This is a genomic window from Dolichospermum circinale AWQC131C (assembly GCF_000426905.1).
GTDB classification, from domain to species: Bacteria; Cyanobacteriota; Cyanobacteriia; order Cyanobacteriales; family Nostocaceae; genus Dolichospermum; species Dolichospermum circinale.
Window position 1 is genome coordinate 36,574 of the sequence record NZ_KE384604.1, and the last position, 15,837, is coordinate 52,410.

Annotated in this window: 19 protein-coding genes; 5 read left to right on the forward strand and 14 right to left on the reverse strand. The window is 36.6% G+C overall.

The genetic code is table 11. The annotated features are described in order from the left end of the window. Positions 1-44: 44 nt before the first annotated feature. The 5 genes from ACIR131C_RS0108690 to ACIR131C_RS0108710 all read right to left on the reverse strand — a co-directional run bounded on the left by ACIR131C_RS0108690 (position 45) and on the right by ACIR131C_RS0108710 (position 4,770). Entirely contained in the window at positions 45-953 is a 909-nt protein-coding gene (locus ACIR131C_RS0108690) for an AAA family ATPase (RefSeq protein ID WP_028089871.1), read from the reverse strand. Between the two features lie 338 nt (positions 954-1,291). Continuing rightward, the gene (locus ACIR131C_RS0108695) at positions 1,292-1,666 is read right to left on the reverse strand and encodes a hypothetical protein (protein ID WP_035371717.1); all 375 of its coding nucleotides are present in this window, start codon (positions 1,664-1,666) and stop codon (positions 1,292-1,294) included. A 376-nt stretch (positions 1,667-2,042) separates the two neighbouring features. After that, on the reverse strand, positions 2,043-3,065 hold the full coding sequence (locus ACIR131C_RS0108700) for a bifunctional riboflavin kinase/FAD synthetase (RefSeq protein WP_028089873.1): 1,023 nt from the start codon (positions 3,063-3,065) through the stop codon (positions 2,043-2,045). A 100-nt stretch (positions 3,066-3,165) separates the two neighbouring features. Beyond that, a complete protein-coding gene (gene rsmG, locus ACIR131C_RS0108705) occupies positions 3,166-3,921 on the reverse strand; it encodes a 16S rRNA (guanine(527)-N(7))-methyltransferase RsmG (RefSeq protein WP_417033389.1) in 756 nt (251 codons plus the stop codon). A 177-nt stretch (positions 3,922-4,098) separates the two neighbouring features. Continuing rightward, a complete protein-coding gene (locus ACIR131C_RS0108710; protein ID WP_028089875.1) occupies positions 4,099-4,770 on the reverse strand; it encodes an ABC transporter ATP-binding protein in 672 nt (223 codons plus the stop codon). A gap of 120 nt (positions 4,771-4,890) precedes the next feature. Between ACIR131C_RS0108710 and ACIR131C_RS0108715 the strand changes: the two genes are divergently transcribed. The 4 genes from ACIR131C_RS0108715 to ACIR131C_RS0108730 all read left to right on the forward strand — a co-directional run bounded on the left by ACIR131C_RS0108715 (position 4,891) and on the right by ACIR131C_RS0108730 (position 7,657). Further along, positions 4,891-5,814 (forward strand): Sll0314/Alr1548 family TPR repeat-containing protein, encoded by a 924-nt coding sequence (locus ACIR131C_RS0108715; protein WP_028089876.1) that lies wholly within the window; start codon positions 4,891-4,893, stop codon positions 5,812-5,814. 53 nt (positions 5,815-5,867) lie between these two features. Next, positions 5,868-6,326: a DUF3531 family protein gene (locus ACIR131C_RS0108720; RefSeq protein WP_028089877.1), complete on the forward strand. Its 459-nt coding sequence runs from the start codon at positions 5,868-5,870 to the stop codon at positions 6,324-6,326. A gap of 8 nt (positions 6,327-6,334) precedes the next feature. Next, entirely contained in the window at positions 6,335-6,766 is a 432-nt protein-coding gene (locus tag ACIR131C_RS0108725; RefSeq protein ID WP_028083090.1) for an NUDIX hydrolase, read from the forward strand. 303 nt (positions 6,767-7,069) lie between these two features. Continuing rightward, positions 7,070-7,657 (forward strand): Uma2 family endonuclease, encoded by a 588-nt coding sequence (locus ACIR131C_RS0108730; RefSeq protein ID WP_028089878.1) that lies wholly within the window; start codon positions 7,070-7,072, stop codon positions 7,655-7,657. A gap of 83 nt (positions 7,658-7,740) precedes the next feature. On the opposite strand, the gene ACIR131C_RS0108735 is transcribed toward ACIR131C_RS0108730, so the two are convergent. Continuing rightward, positions 7,741-8,013 (reverse strand): cupin domain-containing protein, encoded by a 273-nt coding sequence (locus ACIR131C_RS0108735; protein WP_028089879.1) that lies wholly within the window; start codon positions 8,011-8,013, stop codon positions 7,741-7,743. Between the two features lie 19 nt (positions 8,014-8,032). Continuing rightward, positions 8,033-8,371 carry a Mo-dependent nitrogenase C-terminal domain-containing protein gene (locus tag ACIR131C_RS0108740; RefSeq protein ID WP_028089880.1) on the reverse strand — a complete coding sequence of 113 codons (339 nt, stop codon included), beginning with the start codon at positions 8,369-8,371 and terminating at the stop codon, positions 8,033-8,035. Between the two features lie 675 nt (positions 8,372-9,046). Here ACIR131C_RS0108740 and ACIR131C_RS0108750 point away from each other — a divergent pair. After that, the gene (locus ACIR131C_RS0108750; RefSeq protein ID WP_028089881.1) at positions 9,047-9,829 is read left to right on the forward strand and encodes a hypothetical protein; all 783 of its coding nucleotides are present in this window, start codon (positions 9,047-9,049) and stop codon (positions 9,827-9,829) included. 61 nt (positions 9,830-9,890) lie between these two features. Here the strand turns inward: ACIR131C_RS0108750 and ACIR131C_RS0108755 are convergent, their stop codons facing one another. The 7 genes from ACIR131C_RS0108755 to ACIR131C_RS0108785 all read right to left on the reverse strand — a co-directional run bounded on the left by ACIR131C_RS0108755 (position 9,891) and on the right by ACIR131C_RS0108785 (position 15,780). Beyond that, on the reverse strand, positions 9,891-10,628 hold the full coding sequence (locus ACIR131C_RS0108755; protein ID WP_035371719.1) for a DevA family ABC transporter ATP-binding protein: 738 nt from the start codon (positions 10,626-10,628) through the stop codon (positions 9,891-9,893). 139 nt (positions 10,629-10,767) lie between these two features. Next, positions 10,768-11,922 (reverse strand): ABC transporter permease DevC, encoded by a 1,155-nt coding sequence (devC, locus tag ACIR131C_RS0108760; RefSeq protein ID WP_028089883.1) that lies wholly within the window; start codon positions 11,920-11,922, stop codon positions 10,768-10,770. Between the two features lie 76 nt (positions 11,923-11,998). Further along, positions 11,999-13,408, reverse strand: a complete 1,410-nt coding sequence (locus ACIR131C_RS0108765) for an HlyD family efflux transporter periplasmic adaptor subunit (RefSeq protein ID WP_028089884.1) — start codon at positions 13,406-13,408, stop codon at positions 11,999-12,001. A 267-nt stretch (positions 13,409-13,675) separates the two neighbouring features. Beyond that, positions 13,676-14,404, reverse strand: coding sequence for a phycocyanobilin:ferredoxin oxidoreductase (locus ACIR131C_RS0108770; protein ID WP_028089885.1), 729 nt, complete (start codon positions 14,402-14,404; stop codon positions 13,676-13,678). Positions 14,405-14,460: 56 nt separating this feature from the next. After that, a complete protein-coding gene (locus tag ACIR131C_RS22285; RefSeq protein WP_196811743.1) occupies positions 14,461-14,766 on the reverse strand; it encodes a HepT-like ribonuclease domain-containing protein in 306 nt (101 codons plus the stop codon). A 37-nt stretch (positions 14,767-14,803) separates the two neighbouring features. Continuing rightward, complete coding sequence (locus ACIR131C_RS0108780) at positions 14,804-15,094, reverse strand: nucleotidyltransferase family protein (protein ID WP_028089886.1); 291 nt, start codon at positions 15,092-15,094, stop codon at positions 14,804-14,806. A 92-nt stretch (positions 15,095-15,186) separates the two neighbouring features. Next, positions 15,187-15,780: a Maf family protein gene (locus ACIR131C_RS0108785; RefSeq protein ID WP_028089887.1), complete on the reverse strand. Its 594-nt coding sequence runs from the start codon at positions 15,778-15,780 to the stop codon at positions 15,187-15,189. Positions 15,781-15,837: the final 57 nt, after the last annotated feature.

Below are 15,837 nucleotides of genomic sequence, written 5' to 3' on the forward strand. Positions count from 1 at the left end.
GTATACTCTATGGGAAGTTATACCTCCCATAATATTACAACATATTAAGGAATAGGCACAGAGCGCAATAACCGTTCAACTATAGTTTTAGCATTTCGTCCCCCTCTAGGAATCAAACGATGACAAAGAACGTGGGGAGCAAGAAACTTGATATCATCGGGAAGAGCATATTCTCTACCTAAGATAAAAGCCAAAGCTTGAGTAGCTTTTTGTAACGCTACCGTACCACGGGGACTAACACCCAGGGTAATTTCTTCATCATGTCTAGTAGTCCGCACCAATTCTAAAATGTATTGTTGTAAAGATGTTGCTACTTTAACCTGGGAACAAGCTTGACGTAATGCTTGTACTTCTTCTAAATTGATACAGGGCTGTAAATCAGTAACCTTTAAACCTGCTTGTAAATTTTGTAGCATTTCCATTTCTTCAGATTCCGAAGGATATCCCAAACTTAAAGACACCATAAACCTGTCCATTTGCGCTTCTGGGAGGGGAAAAGTCCCTTGATACTCAATGGGGTTTTGGGTAGCAATGACAAAGAATGGCTGCGGAACTGGACGGGAAACACCATCAATTGTGACTTGATGTTCTTCCATGACTTCCAGTAAAGCTGACTGAGTACGGGGTGTAGCGCGGTTGATTTCGTCAGCTAGTAGGACATTAGCAAATATCGGACCGGGGAGAAATGTAAATTCACCGCTTTTAGGATTCCAAATATTTGTCCCAGTGATATCCGTCGGGAGTAAGTCAGGAGTACATTGTAACCGTTGAAACTTACCATCTACGGAACGAGCTAGAGACTTGGCCAAGAGGGTTTTACCGACTCCAGGGACATCTTCTAATAAAGCATGACCACCACCAAGTAAAGCTACTATGACTAAGCGGATAGATTCATGTTTTCCAACGATAGTACGAGCTAAATTTTGTGTTAAAGCGTCAACTTTTTCTCTCATGTAGTACCTGGGGGGAAATGTAGAAGGAATTATGAAGTGTAAAAAGGATTTTAGAATCCAGAACCGTCTCAATCACTATTTTTAACACTAATCTACTTCTATGGTAGGTTGGGTTGAGGAACGAAACCCAACAAAATCATTGATTATGTCATGTTTCACTATTACTCAACCTAACCCGCATTTCTTGAACCGACAAGTATTGAAACCAGAGATGAACCCAAAATTTCTAGAAAATCGGTTATAATATTTGCTATTGAGTTACGAGATACATAACAAATTAAGCACAAAGTACATGAATAAATGAGGGTTTGAGAGGTTTTATACCTAAAACTGCTTAATTAATTGCATCTGTTAAAGACAAGACCACCCCCTGAAATTACTTCAAGTGTATTAGGAGCGGGTTGTACAAAAATACTTTTCGTTCCCCTATCTTTTTCTTGAGTTACTAACTGAAGTCCTTGAATATACCAATTACCTGATGTACTGAATTCAAAGTCTTTTCTCTTAGCTTTTGGTGGGAACTTCATTCGCGTTACTAATTCCCATGTATTGTCACCATAGATTTCCATTGTTATTGTATTAACTGCCTGACCAGTCCTATATGCAGTAATCCAACATCCTAAAACCGAGGAATTATTTGTCTGCGCTATTGCTGTAGGTATTAATTGGAACTTTGAAGAATTACAAAAAACCATAAATAGCGATAAATTCATGGCTATACTAAGCTTCCAGAAGATTTTGCTGTTCATGTTCAAAAATATGGCTTATGTGAGTTGGGTGAGGATACCAAGACTAAACCGACGAATTGATGTCTAGACAAAAATTATACGAAATTTTGTATTAAAGCGTCAATTTTTTGTATTATAGCTGTAGCCAGGTTAATTAGGACGCTGCTTCCACCACTTGTGCTGGGTAGTCTTTACTATCAAGTCTGGTGATTATGGTTTATGTCCTAATGTAGATGGCTACAGCTATATACTGATATTGTATCAGAGGAAATATAGACACAGTTTTTAACCACCAATTTAGTTTTAAGTTGATAATTTAGCCTTTTTTACAGTATTCTCACGTAACACTTGTAATCCATCATTAAGAATTAAAAATTGCTTGAGCTGCTGTACAATCAAGTTGAATTTGATTTTTCAGTGCTTCCAATGAGGGAAATTTCTGTTCAGGACGCAAGAATCTTACTAACTGTATCTCCAAAATTTTCCCGTATAAATCACCAGACCAATTTAAACAATGTACTTCTACACGAGTATCTATACCATTAACTGTGGGACGGTTCCCGATATTCATGACCCCTAATTGCGGAATAGGGTCTGTATCTGGAGTTTGATTATGAATGATCACCTCCACAGCATAAACACCATGACGAGGTAAAAATTTATCCTTTGGTAGTTGGATATTCGCTGTAGGAAAGCCGATAGTTCTACCTAATTTTTGACCTGTTACTACTTCACCCGTAAGAGTATAAGGTCTTCCCAGGAGACGATTTGCTTTAGGAATATCACCTACTTCTAAACTTTCCCTAATTAAGGATGTACTGATACGAGTATCGTCTGTGGATAAGCTATCTGTATCAGTTTTTATAGGAACTATGCTCACGGGTATATTGTATTTAGCTGCGAGTATTTGCAAATCCTGGGCTGTACCCATACGCTTCTTGCCAAAACAGAAATCTTGGCCAACGCTAATTTGTTGACATTGGAGTTGTTGAACCAGAATTTTATCCACAAATTCCTCCGGGGAAAGAGCGGACAATTCTCTATCAAAAGGTAATAATACCAATTGTTCTACCCCAAGCGATCGCAATTGTTGCACTTTTTCATCCAGTGGTGTTAACAAATCACGGGGAAGTCCCGTAAAAAACTCATGGGGATGGGGATCAAAAGTAACAACGGTTGAGTAGGGTCGCGGATTTTTGCGGTCTAGGGGGGTTGAATTTTCTCCACTTTTACCCCATACTGACTGTAATACTGGCTGAATTACTCTTTGATGACCAAGATGAACACCATCAAATTTGCCAAGAGCAACAGCAGTTGGTGTCAGCAGTCCTTCTGTTGAAGAAGCAACCCATACAGAACAACCATTTTGAGACAAATTTAACACTTGGATTTGGGGATTTTAAGTTTATTGTCGCTGGCAGCGTTGACGCTCTCACGCTATATATCTAATCACTAATCTAATCTAAAATCGAGAAATTCGCTGATTAAATTGGTTTTTGACTGGGTATACCAACCCCACGGGGAAAACTAATTGGGGTGTTGGTGACTTTTCGCAAATAAAGGCAATGACGCATACTATTACTCAAAGGAGTAGAAAATTCTTCAATTAATTCAACTACTCCACCTAATTGTTCAACAGCAGTTTCTAAACTTTCATTTTCTGCTTCACTCCAACTACCCCGATAAATTATCGCCAAACCGCCTTTTCTGACTAATGGTAAACTATATTCAGCACAAACGGAAACATTTCCCACAGCCCGAATCACAGCAACATCATAATTTTGTCTGTGTTCATACTGTTGACCAATTTCTTCCGCTCTCCCAAGTAAAGTTTTCGCATTATTGAGAGCAAGTGCTGATAAAACCGTCTCAATAAAATTAATTTTCTTACCCGTAGAATCTAAAAGTGTAACTTGCGAATTAGGAAAAATTAGAGCAATTGGTAAACCAGGAAAACCTGCTCCTGTACCAATATCAATTATCCGTTTTCCTTTGTCAATACCGGGAATAAATATTTGTTTTGGGGCAATTCCTCGCAAGGAGTCCCAAAGATGTTTCTCCCAAAATTCTTCAGGTTCAGTAATCCTAGTTAAGTTAATTTGGCGATTTCCCGCAATGATTAATTGATAAAGTTGTTGAAATTGGTTTTCTTGTAGATTTGTCGGTTGCCAATTCAGGGTTTTTTGCCATATTTCCGCCATTTTCGGCAAATTAGCGATAGATAAAGGTTCTATATCCATTATTGAAAATCACTTTTTCCCATTAATTTTAGCCGATTTTTACTTGATCATTGATCTCAAATTCATCTGCGGTTAAATTCCCTATTTTTTGACAAAATATGGAATTAAATGAACCACGAAGACGCAAAGAACGCGAAGCAGGAAGAAGAAGGAAGAACAAAGTTAATATTAACCCGGTCAATTAGTCACTACTTCTTGTGTTTTATTTGCCAAAGTTGTCGGCTCAACTGATTTTAAAATACCATGATCTAATTTCCAACAATAATCAGCTATTGGTAATATATCACTGGCATCATGTGTTACAACTAACAATGTCCAATCTTTTTTCAGTTTAGCTAATAAGTTTACCAGTTGCCGACGCATAGACCAGTCTAAACCGGCTGTTGGTTCATCTAATAGCAATAAGTTCGGCTGACGAATTAATTGGACTGCTAAAGCTAACCGTCTTTGTTGTCCACCGCTTAAATTAGTAGGAGATACAGATAAGGATAAATTATTTAATCCTACTTCTGTTAATGCTTGTTTAACCTGTCCTAATCCCAGTTCAGGATGTCCTAAGCGTAATTCTTCTAAAATTGTCCCTCCGCAAAAGTGTCGTTCTGGAAATTGAAATACTAAACCTGCTAATTGTTGTAGTTGTTCAGCTATGAGTCCCTGCTCTCGCCAAAAAACCCCACCAGTGGTAGGATCAGCTAGTCCAGATAGAATTTCTAATAAGGTGCTTTTCCCTGAACCGCTAGGTCCAATTATTAAACCCAGTTTCTGGGGTGGTAATTCTAAGTTAATGGCTTGGAGAATTGCTTTGGGGCAAGCCGTGGGGTGATAAGTTAGATTTCTAAGATAGAGCATCTGTTAAGATTACCAAGTTAGGGTAAATTTTGGTGGCAATAGACGTAATTTATAATTCACTGTTTTGCATTTTAGGTAATAGATAAAACAATTTCAACCGTAATTATTCCCGTGATAACTATGTTCAAACAGTTCTTAATTCCTCAATTCATCATATCTTGGCGATTTCCTATATTTTTGAAAGTGACTGTTACTACTTCAATCCTTTTAAATCTATTTGTAAATTCCTGCTTTGCTGCTGATCCATTTCGGACTCAAGAACCTCGTAATATTGGTGATAATACGGAAGCTGTTTTTAAAGCGATTTTCCAAGAGGGAAATTACCCAAAAGCTAAAAATTCCTTACAATCAGCTATTTCTAGCGAACCCAATGAACCCTTAATTTATATGATTCAGGCTGGTTTAGCTTATAGAGATCAAGATTGGGCTAGTCTAGAAAAATACAGTCAAAAAACTCTGGAAACTGCACAAGATCTTATTCCTAGTGATCCATTACGTGGTAATTTATACACTGCTGTCAGTCATTTTTTAGAGGGGGCGCTAATTCTCGGTCGAGAAGGGACTATCAATGGTGCTGGACCTGCTTTTAGTCGCTTACGAAAAGTATATACATATTTTGACAGAGCCGAAGAAATTTCTGCTACTGATCCAGAGTTAAACTTAATTCGCGGCTATATGGATTTAATGTTAGCTGTAAATTTGCCTTTTACCAGTCCAGATGATGCAATTGAACGGTTGCAAAAAAATGCGTCACCTGGTTATTTAGTAGATAGAGGTATTGCTTTAGCCTATCGAGATTTGAAACAATATTCTCAGGCTTTAGATTATGTCAACCGCGCTTTAAAAACAACTGCTGACAACCCAGAAATTTACTATCTAAAAGCTCAAATTCTTCACGAAAAAGGAAAAAGGGAAAAAAGTCAGGATTTAATTAAGGAAGGAATAGTTTATTTTGACAAAGCATTAGCTAAAAAATCCCAGCTTCCTGTTAATTTAGTCAAACAAATTGAATATGAACGCAGTCAAGCTGTTAGTAGTTATTAGTCATTAATCATTAGTTATTGGCAAGAATTTCTTACTCATTACCCATTACAAAAATGCAAATTCAATTCCGCGAGTTTAATCCTTTTGATGTCTGGATTTGGTTGAAGTTTAGCACCATTCCCTCCCTACAAGAAAAAAAATATGTAGAAGAAGTATTTACTTCCTGGTTTTATTTAGGTAAATTGGGGGGATTTAATGCGGAAAATCTGCAAGTACAAGATACAGGAATTGATATCAGCTACATGAATTATGATGAACAAGGCTATGATAAAACCTTCTTGGCTTTGATGCACAATATGGGTGAATTTGAATATGAAGGAGATTGGATGCGTTGTTGGTTTGATTTGGGAACAAGTGATGCGATCGCTTTAGACATTCTGATTAACGCACTAACACAATTAAATCAAGAATATGTCACTATTGAAGAACTATATATTGGTGGTGAAAATTCAGATTGGCCTATAGAAAATAGTGAAAGTCACCCCGATTCAATCTACGATAATTACAATTAATTACTATCATGAATAAAGAAGGTCAAATTCGAGTAATTGTTTTAGCACTAATTCGAGATGGTAATAGAATCTTTGTTTCTGAAGGATATGATCCTACAAAACAATCAATCTTTTATCGGGCTTTAGGTGGTGGTGTAGAATTTGGTGAAACTAGCCGCATAGCTTTAATTAGAGAGTTTCAAGAAGAAATTCAAGCCGAATTAACCAATATTCGCTATCTAAGTTGTATCGAAAACCTATTTACTTTTAACGGTAAACAAGGACATGAAATCATTCAACTCTATGAATGTGATTTTGCAGATTCCAAATTTTACCACATCGAAAGTTTAACTTTTTCAGAAACACCAGAACGTCAACATCGCGCATTATGGATAGATATTTCTCGGTTTAAATCTGGTGAATTAAGATTAGTTCCTGAAGTATTTTTCGATTTTTTATAAACAGGTTTCTAAACCCACGCAGGTGGGTTTTGTCTCTGTATACACGGGGTTTCTAACCGCCTAATTTAGTCTAAATAATCAATTGAGTTGAGAAGTCGGGGATATTATTGCTATTTTAAAAATAAAGGTAAATATAGGACTCCTATTTGATTTTTGATAGCTTGCGTTGCGTAGCAATACAAGACTCAGTAGGTATCAATTCTGTCTTTACTGTTCCCTGTTCCCTGTTCCCTGTTCCCTGTTCCCTGACCACACAAGTAAACTCACAGAATCAAACCAGATTCCTATAGGAGAAAGTTAATTATGACCTTACAATTAGCAAAACCACAGGTTAAAAATTTTCGCTTTACTATTTCTCAATACCATCAAATGAGTGAAGCTGGTATTTTGTCAGAAAATGATAAAGTAGAACTGATTAATGGAGAAATTATAGAAATGTCACCAATTGGTAGAAGACACACAGCTTGTGTAAATCGTTTAAATTCAATTTTTTCACAATTACTGGCTAAAAAAGTCATAGTTGCTGTACAAAATCCGATTCTCTTAAATAACTTATCTGAACCTGAACCAGATATCGCATTACTAAAACCTCGCGCAGATTTTTATGAATCTGGACACCCCCAACCCCAAGATATATTCTTATTAATTGAAGTCGCAGATAGCAGTATTGAATATGATAGAGACGTGAAAATTCCTCTCTATGCTAGTAGTGGTATTACTGAAGTTTGGTTAGTTGATATTTATCAACAAGTAATTACTGTCTATCGCTACCCTACTGAACATGGTTATAGGGACATTCAAACACTAAGTCGCGGGGAAAAATTGTCAATTTCAGCATTCCCCGAAAATAATTTATTTGTAGACGATATTTTAGGAACAATAGTTTCATAGCAACCCGCTAAAAAATATCAAATTCCCACCTCTCAGATATTGATTATTTGGGTTGCATCAAAATTAGTAACAATCAATTACAATTAATCAAAGCGATAATGTTTATTGACATCGCTGATAATTTCCCAAACACAAGACATACCAGCAGGAAAAGTCACTAAATTTCCTTTACCTATTTGTACCGATTGTCCTTCATGAGGAGTGACAATGACATGACCCTCTAGAAAGTAGCAAACTTCCTGATCATCGTAAGTCCAGGGAAACTTAGATATTTCCTTTTCCCAAATTGGCCAATTAAATACATCTAACTGATGGAGATGTGCAAGACTTGGTTGATGTTCGACTTTAATATCCATGGCCTATTTAATGTTGTATTTAGCAGTAAGATTGAATATCTTCTCCACACTTATCTACTAAATAACATAATGCACGAAATCGCAAGCCTACAAACTGGTCATATAGGGGGTTAAATTTGCATAAAGGGGGAATGTGGGCGATTTTGCGACCAAAAACCACAATATCACGCTCAAAGGGACATTGGGCAGGAATAAGTTTAGCAATCAATCTAGCGACTTGACGATTATCAATTTCGATTTCATCCAGAAATTGACGTAATTTTTGCAATAAATTAAACTGATTTTTAGCTTGACGGTTTTGCTCCTCATGGTTAACAAAACTAGAGATAATCATTGGTTGACTATTGGTTTTCAGCATAGTCGTAAATCCTTTGTGAATGAGAGTGATCAAAATTTGCCTTGGTCACGAAGATGATAAATTGTCTTGGCAATTTGCACTGAACTTGAGGAACGGTAAAGTAGTTGAACTAATTTTCATTTAAACGGGCTTGATGGGGAATAACTGTTCCCCCCAATACAAAATAACAAAGAAAAGATAAAAGTGGTATAGCATTAGCTGATGAATTTCTGATATTCGATATATTAATCTCATATATGAGATGCCAATAATCCTCTAAAAACTGGACAATAATCACCATACACATCGGCAATAACATGGAATTATACAGTTTTTACCTCTGCCAAGCCGTATAACTATAAGGAAACCATAACATCAATTGTAGGTTATGGAATGTTAATAAAAATGTGATATAAGTTACATTCACTTAACTAAATTCTGAATGCTGATAACCTGTTAATATAGCCATCGTAAAATGACCAGAAAATTTTAGATTTTATTTAGATTTTAGATTTTAGATTGGGAATTTTCGGTACAAGCGCAGCCTCTTCGGGACGGAACTAATCCAAAATTTATTGACAGTTGCAAAAATTGCAATAGTGTAGTATTGTCTGAAAAAACCAGCCCAAAATTAGCAATGCACTAAGTATATTTCAACAATCAAATATCAGTCTTATAGTTACAAGGTTGCAAATTATGTCCAGTACAAAGTCCCTCAATCAATCTTCTGTACCCAAGATTACAAAAACAACTAAAGCCGTAGTTGCCAATGAGTCCCAAAGTCCACCATTGTTACTATTTGCCAGTGGGGGAATGGTTTTAGCTCTGATTGCTGTAATTGTTTATAGTAAAATTTTATTACAACAGAGTGAAAAAAAATTAAATTTTGAAAAATTCCGCACGCGAGAATTAGACAAAAAACTGAAGTTAGCTTTGGAAACTATTCGCAAACTGGAGAACAATCCCGATTTAGCTGACTCACGGCATTTTAATCTAGATTATCTGCGAATGCGGATGTCAGAGGATGTATTCCATTTAGCCCTGATTAATCAAATGAAAATCAAGATTAAAGATAAGATATCTCCAGCCCTGCGTCCTAGTCAATCGAGTCAAGGCTCAGTGGGAGTTGCCAGTAGCAATGGTAAACAGATAGATGAAACTTTTGATATTGAATATGAAACTGGTGTAGCACCGAAAATTGTGAAGCGGGTACTATTCCGAGTACAAATTCGATTAATTAAGTTACCAATTCAAGCCACTTCTACTACTGTCTCTCAGATAATTGATTGTATAGAAACATACCTGAGTTCCAGAGAAAATGATGATACCTGGCAACCGAATATTCACGGTCGGATTGTTTATATGCATTGGGATCAAAAGGCTAAACCTACCCCCCTGCTTGTACTGGAACAACTGAATGAAGGGGTAAATGTGACATTTAAAACTACCCGCAAAGCACCTGTAGCGACAAGATACTAAGGAGCATTAGGTTATTAGACGCTAGGTGAAAAAACAATAAATTTGCAGTAAAAAACTTGAATCAGGTGTTATAATTGTTACTCTTGGGGTCGTGATTCAAAAGGACATTTTGAGTATCACGAGTGAGAAGACCATCTTCCATTTCCACAATGCGATCAGCAATATCTAAAATCCGGTTATCATGGGTAACAAGTAAGATAGCAGTTCCCTGATCTTTAGCCAAACGCTGCATAATTTCTACTACATCACGTCCTGATTGTTTGTCTAGTGCTGCTGTTGGTTCATCGGCCAATACTAAAGGAGGATGATTGACTAAAGCGCGAGCGATCGCTATTCTTTGTTTTTGTCCACCTGATAAATTATCCGGGTAATAATTAATACGTTCTTGTAAACCCACAGATTTGAGCATAGTTTCCGATTGAGAAATAGCTGCTGATTGGGAAATGCTATGATTTAATTCAACAGCCATTTGCACGTTTTGTCTAGCAGTTAAAAAACCCAATAAATTGTGAGCTTGGAAAATATAACCAATATGACGACGCATTTTTACTAGTTTACGTTGACTCGCGCCACAGAGTTCTTCACCTAAAAATTTCAGACTTCCTTCTTGTACCGATCTTAAACCACCAATTAGGCTCAGTAATGTTGTTTTACCTGAACCTGATGGACCGGTCATAATGACAATTTCTCCGGCATATATTTCCAGATTAATATCAAATAAAATCTGTTTTCTCAGAGATCCTTTACCATAGTAGTGATTAATGTTTTTAATAGTTATTACGGGTTTTTTGTTGATCATAATAGAAGAGTTGAGAATAAAGATGGAATAATCAGGGCTGATAAACCTTTAAGCATAACCAGGGCGGTTAAGATAACCACCCCACAAGAGTTTTAATTTTAGGTAATATGCAAGTTAAATACCCATTATATATTACCTATTAAAAAATATCTGCTGGGTCAGCAGAACCCAATTTACGAATAGCAATCATTCCTGAAATAAAGCACATTAAAATAGTTAACATGATTACCATAATAGCGCGATTATAACTCATAAATATGGGTAAAAGAGTAGCGTCTCTAGCAACATTGTACAAAACAAGAGCGCAGGCAAATCCGGGTAAATAACCGACAACAGCTAATAAAAAAGCTTCTTGAAGGATCACCGTTAATAAATAATTTTGAGTGTAACCTATGGCTTTGAGAGTAGCATATTCAGATAAATGATCTGTTACTTCTGTATACAAAATCTGATAAACAATGACAGTTCCGACAATAAAACCCATAATTGTTCCTAAGGTAAAAATAAAACCAATAGCCGTACTACTTGCCCAATAATTTCTTTCAAATTCAACAAATTCCTCCTTAGTTAAAACATTAATACCTGTAGGTAAATAACTTCGTAAATATTGAGCCACTTGATTAGGATCTGCACCAGATTTTAACTTAATTACCCCAATATCAATTAGTCCCCGTTGACGATTATTAAAAATTCGCAAAAAGTTAAGATCGCTAGTAATTAAATTACCATCTGCACCGAAAGATGCTCCTAAAGTAAATAATCCACCCACCTTAACTTGTCGTCTTCTTACTTCAGCAGTGACAATTTTGCCCTGATTAAAACTATCAGTAATCGGACCATATTCTACCCGAGAAGAACGATCATATAAAACCACATCAGGCAGTTTAAGTTTATTTAAATTTTCATTTACTCCGGGTAAATTAAACAAATTAACCTCTGGATTGATGCCGAAAATTAAAATACTGCGAGGGCGACCTGTAACGGGATTTCTCCAGCTTGTATAGTCTAAATATATGGGATGTACTGATTGAACTGTCGGTAGATCTAACGCCTTATATAAAGTTCTTTGGGAAAAACTTTTCATTGATAAAACAGCATTAGATTGATTATTAATTAAAATCACATCACCTGCTAAACTGCTGTGCATTCTGACGTTACTATAATAGAGTGCATCCCGGAAACCTAATTGCATGAACATTAAAATATCAGCAAAGGCAATACCGGACAAAGCTACTGCTAGGCGAGTTTTTTCTCTTGTCAGTTGTAGCCAAGATAAAGGTATTTTTCCTGCCATTTTTTAGCTTTTTTTGATTTTGATTGGGGAATTAATTAAGTAGTTGAACCTGAATATGTTTCAGAGAAATAGAAAGTTAATTAGCATTAATTTCTACCGTAACTTTAGCATTAGTTAAACCAGAAACTTGCTGATTAAATTCTGGAGATAAAGCAATTTTTACCTCTACAACTCTAGCATCAATATCTGCCGCCGGGTCATTATTTAGAACATCTTTCTTGCCAATTTTTCTGCCGATTTCGGTAACTTGACCCTTTAATTGACCATTAAATGTACCGTTATCACTGGAGATAGTAGCAGTTTGACCTAAACGAATTTTACTAATACTATCTTCAGGAACTTCTGCAACTACAAACATTTGATCGGTTTGTCCAATTTCCGCAATTCCATTTACACCCATCATTTCCCCTGATTTAGTATGAATTTTTAATATTTCACCGGAACTAGGGGCTTTAACATAACTTTGCTGAAGTTCTGCTTGGGCTTTTCTCATTAAGGCAATTGCATTAGTAACCTGAGCTTGAGCTACTTGGACATTTAGTGGACTAACTACTAATAGACGATTTAATTTTTCTCTTTCTTCATCTATTTGTCTTTGCAAAGTGGCTATAGTTTTATTGCGGTTAGCAGTAGCTTCAATTAACTGCTGTTGTAAAGTATTTAGAGTTTTCACTTGATTGGCTCTAGCTTCAGAAATTTGTTGTTTTATAGTAGCTATTGCCCGTTTTAAACCAGCTTGACTTTCAATTAATTGTTGATTAGTTGTTACTGCATTTAACTGTCTTCTATCTCGTTCTTGTTGAGAAATAGCACCTTGTTTGTATAGAAATTCATAACGTCCAGAATCTACTTGAGCATTACGTTGTTCTGCTCTAACGCGCTCAACTGTAGCTTTTAAAGACTCCCTTTGTCCCAATAATTCGGCCTCTAAACGGGTAACTGTGGCTTCTTGGGCAATTTTCTCACCACTTAACTGAGCCGCAATTCTGCTAATCATGGCTTGTTGAGCGTCCTTTTCCCCGGCCAATTGGGCTTGTAATCGGGCAATAATGAATTTTTGGGCTTGAATATCCTTGGGAGAACCCGCACGCACCTGGGCTAAATTCGCGCGGGATTCTTGCATTTTGGCTTTGGCTTCTTCGACTACGGCCATACTAGTATCGCGGTTATCTAAAATAGCCAGAATCTGTCCTTCTTGTACTCGTTGTCCTTCTCTAACTAGAAGTTGCTGGACTCGTGAATTACCTGATAAACCCGCAGGAGCGGAGAGTTTAATAATTTCTCCCTTTGGTTCTAAACGTCCTATGGCGCTAATAGTATTGGGAATTGGTGCTACAGATACAGCAGAAGTCAGTTTTTTCAATTGTTCCATTCTGGTTGTAGCTAGTAAACCGGCAGCTAATGCTACTGGTAAGGCTACAGCAACACTTAACCAAACTTTAGGTTGTTCAACCTTAAATTTCGATTTTTCATCCACCGTTGACATGATATGTTACCTATTAATCTGAATTGTGGTGATGAAACTAAATGTAAATTCTACATTTATTGATTGAGAGAAAACGTAACACAACTTACAGTTAGAGTAATAGAGTAGTCATGGCAAGTATTTGGTTATCAGAGATGATTTATAAATTTATGAAGTAATCTTAAATAGTAGGTGAATGGAAAAAAACCGACATAAGTAACGAAAAGTAAAGTTACCCAAAACTTCTTCCCTCTTCCCTGTTCCCTGTTCCCTTGTCATGCTGAATGCTTACGGTAAGTCAAATAAAACTGTAGTCATATAATTTTCTGCCCATTCTGTACCAAAAGCTTTTTCTAGAACTCTCCGGGTTTTATCATTTTGTTGTTGTTTTGTACAGTAGTTATGTTGTCCAGCTATAATTTCAGCTACTTTTTCAGGTGTGACTGGAGTAGATGCAATTGCTTGTGTACAATGTATTTCTAGAAATGACTTGACTTGAGATAAAAAACTTATTTCTTCTGCGGAAGAAGTAGGACGAATAAACAGACAAAAATCAGAAAAGATATTTCCCCATTCTGGTAATTCACGAGGTTGAGAAAAGTTGGGTTTAGTTAATTCCCTCAGTTGAGAATTATAACCATCTGGTAAAATCCGATCTAAATTTACAGGAGAAAGATCAGCAATAGCGGCACTAATTTGACCTCTACCTCCAACTAAATCACAGCCAAACATGGGTATATTATATTCTGGACGGGGAAACATCACACAATGAAGAATATCTAACATATTACCGACTCTTGCCAGTTCTAAGTGCATTTTGCGAAACTGAGGAGTTTGATAACAACGATTTTCAATAATCAATTTTTCTCCCTCTAGTCTACCTTCCACATATCCCAACTCCCCAGGTAAATGGTATGGTGATAAGTCTAGGTGTTGATGCCAAACTGCTTCAATACAATCAGCTAGTTGACGAATTAGGGGATGTTGTTGTTCGCGCAAGGAAGGAGTAAAAGACATAATTATTTGACAAATACAATTTATTTGTTAGTTTACAACTATCTGCACCAGATCAACTATTCTTTTGATATTTCTCTCTCCAGTATTTTTTGTAATTGTGGTAATAATGGGGATAAATCATTTTGAATAGTTACCCAAATCCTATTCAAATCAACTTGAAAATATTCGTGAGTTACCACATTTCGTATTCCTCCCATCAAACGCCAAGGTATAAGAGGATAGCTTAACTGAATATCGTTTGGTACATTTCTAGCAGCTTCTCCAATCACGACAAAATCATAGAGAACAGCTTTGACAATCGTTTGATTTTTGGCAAATTCTTCAAAGGTTATATCTCTTGTCCTTTGTTCAATTTCATTGATAGATCAGACAATATCTTGCACGCGAAGCCGCCAATCTCTAAAAGGCACAAATGATATCCTTGAATACAGGTTTTCGCAAATGTTCTCTCAAAGCATCCTCAGTTCCCAAATCTACAGGACATCCCAAAATATCTTCTAAATAATACTGCACTCGCAAAAGTTGAAACAACCCACCCGGATGATTAAACTCCACTAAAAAGTCTATATCGCTATCTAAACGAGCTTCATCCCGCGCTACTGAACCAAACAAATTAAGGGATTTTACTCCCAATTCCTGCAACTTTTCTCGATGTGCTGCTAAGGTTGTGATTACCTCATCTCGTTTCATGTTTTGTTTTCCGAAACTAATTTCATATTCAGATAGTAGTCTCTATTTTCTAACATTTTCTCGGAGAAAAATTGGGAATAATAATTACCCAACTATCCCCAAAAATCTGTCACTTCATATCCTAATTCTCCGATCATTTTCCGTAATAGGGGTAAACTTAAACCAATGACGTTACTATGACAACCCTCAATTTTTTCCACAAATAAACTCCCGTACCCTTCTAAAGCAAATGCTCCAGCGCATTTGAGGGGTTCACCTGTTTTTACATAGGCTTGAATCGCGCGATCGCTCATTTTAGCAAAATACACCCTAGTAACTTGACACTTGACCAGATGCCGATTTTGTGATGTGTCAATCAATACATGACCTGTATACAAGTCGCCAAAATTACCTTGCATTACTTGCCAACGAGCGATCGCTTCCTGATCATCTGCTGGTTTACCATGGATTTTACCATTAATTGCCAAAACTGAATCACAACCCATGATCAAAGCTGATGGAAATTGAGAAACTACAGTTTCCGCTTTAGACTGGGCCAAAGTTTGTACTAATTCCCCTGGTTCATTGAGTTGTATTTGCGACTCATCAAAATCACTAGGGCAAATGATTGGGTCAATACCGACAGTTTGTAGTAAACGACGACGCGCAACGGAAGCAGAAGCAAGTACAAATTGCGGAATTTTCATGTCTTGAGTCTTGATCATTAGTAATTGGTAATTTCCCCTATTCCCGTCCCCATTTTT

Coding starts and splice junctions, on each gene's coding strand:
- ACIR131C_RS0108735 (WP_028089879.1), bottom strand. CDS start 8,013: ATGGATATTAAAGTCGAACATCAACCAAGTCTTGCACATCTCCATCAG.
- ACIR131C_RS0108770 (WP_028089885.1), bottom strand. CDS start 14,404: ATGTCTTTTACTCCTTCCTTGCGCGAACAACAACATCCCCTAATTCGT.
- ACIR131C_RS0108750 (WP_028089881.1), top strand. CDS start 9,047: ATGTCCAGTACAAAGTCCCTCAATCAATCTTCTGTACCCAAGATTACA.
- ACIR131C_RS0108725 (WP_028083090.1), top strand. CDS start 6,335: ATGAATAAAGAAGGTCAAATTCGAGTAATTGTTTTAGCACTAATTCGA.
- ACIR131C_RS0108755 (WP_035371719.1), bottom strand. CDS start 10,628: ATGATCAACAAAAAACCCGTAATAACTATTAAAAACATTAATCACTAC.
- ACIR131C_RS0108690 (WP_028089871.1), bottom strand. CDS start 953: ATGAGAGAAAAAGTTGACGCTTTAACACAAAATTTAGCTCGTACTATC.
- ACIR131C_RS0108695 (WP_035371717.1), bottom strand. CDS start 1,666: ATGAATTTATCGCTATTTATGGTTTTTTGTAATTCTTCAAAGTTCCAA.
- ACIR131C_RS0108785 (WP_028089887.1), bottom strand. CDS start 15,780: ATGAAAATTCCGCAATTTGTACTTGCTTCTGCTTCCGTTGCGCGTCGT.
- ACIR131C_RS0108765 (WP_028089884.1), bottom strand. CDS start 13,408: ATGTCAACGGTGGATGAAAAATCGAAATTTAAGGTTGAACAACCTAAA.
- devC (WP_028089883.1), bottom strand. CDS start 11,922: ATGGCAGGAAAAATACCTTTATCTTGGCTACAACTGACAAGAGAAAAA.
- ACIR131C_RS0108720 (WP_028089877.1), top strand. CDS start 5,868: ATGCAAATTCAATTCCGCGAGTTTAATCCTTTTGATGTCTGGATTTGG.
- ACIR131C_RS0108740 (WP_028089880.1), bottom strand. CDS start 8,371: ATGCTGAAAACCAATAGTCAACCAATGATTATCTCTAGTTTTGTTAAC.
- ACIR131C_RS0108710 (WP_028089875.1), bottom strand. CDS start 4,770: ATGCTCTATCTTAGAAATCTAACTTATCACCCCACGGCTTGCCCCAAA.
- ACIR131C_RS0108780 (WP_028089886.1), bottom strand. CDS start 15,094: ATGAAACGAGATGAGGTAATCACAACCTTAGCAGCACATCGAGAAAAG.
- ACIR131C_RS0108730 (WP_028089878.1), top strand. CDS start 7,070: ATGACCTTACAATTAGCAAAACCACAGGTTAAAAATTTTCGCTTTACT.
- rsmG (WP_417033389.1), bottom strand. CDS start 3,921: ATGGATATAGAACCTTTATCTATCGCTAATTTGCCGAAAATGGCGGAA.
- ACIR131C_RS0108715 (WP_028089876.1), top strand. CDS start 4,891: ATGTTCAAACAGTTCTTAATTCCTCAATTCATCATATCTTGGCGATTT.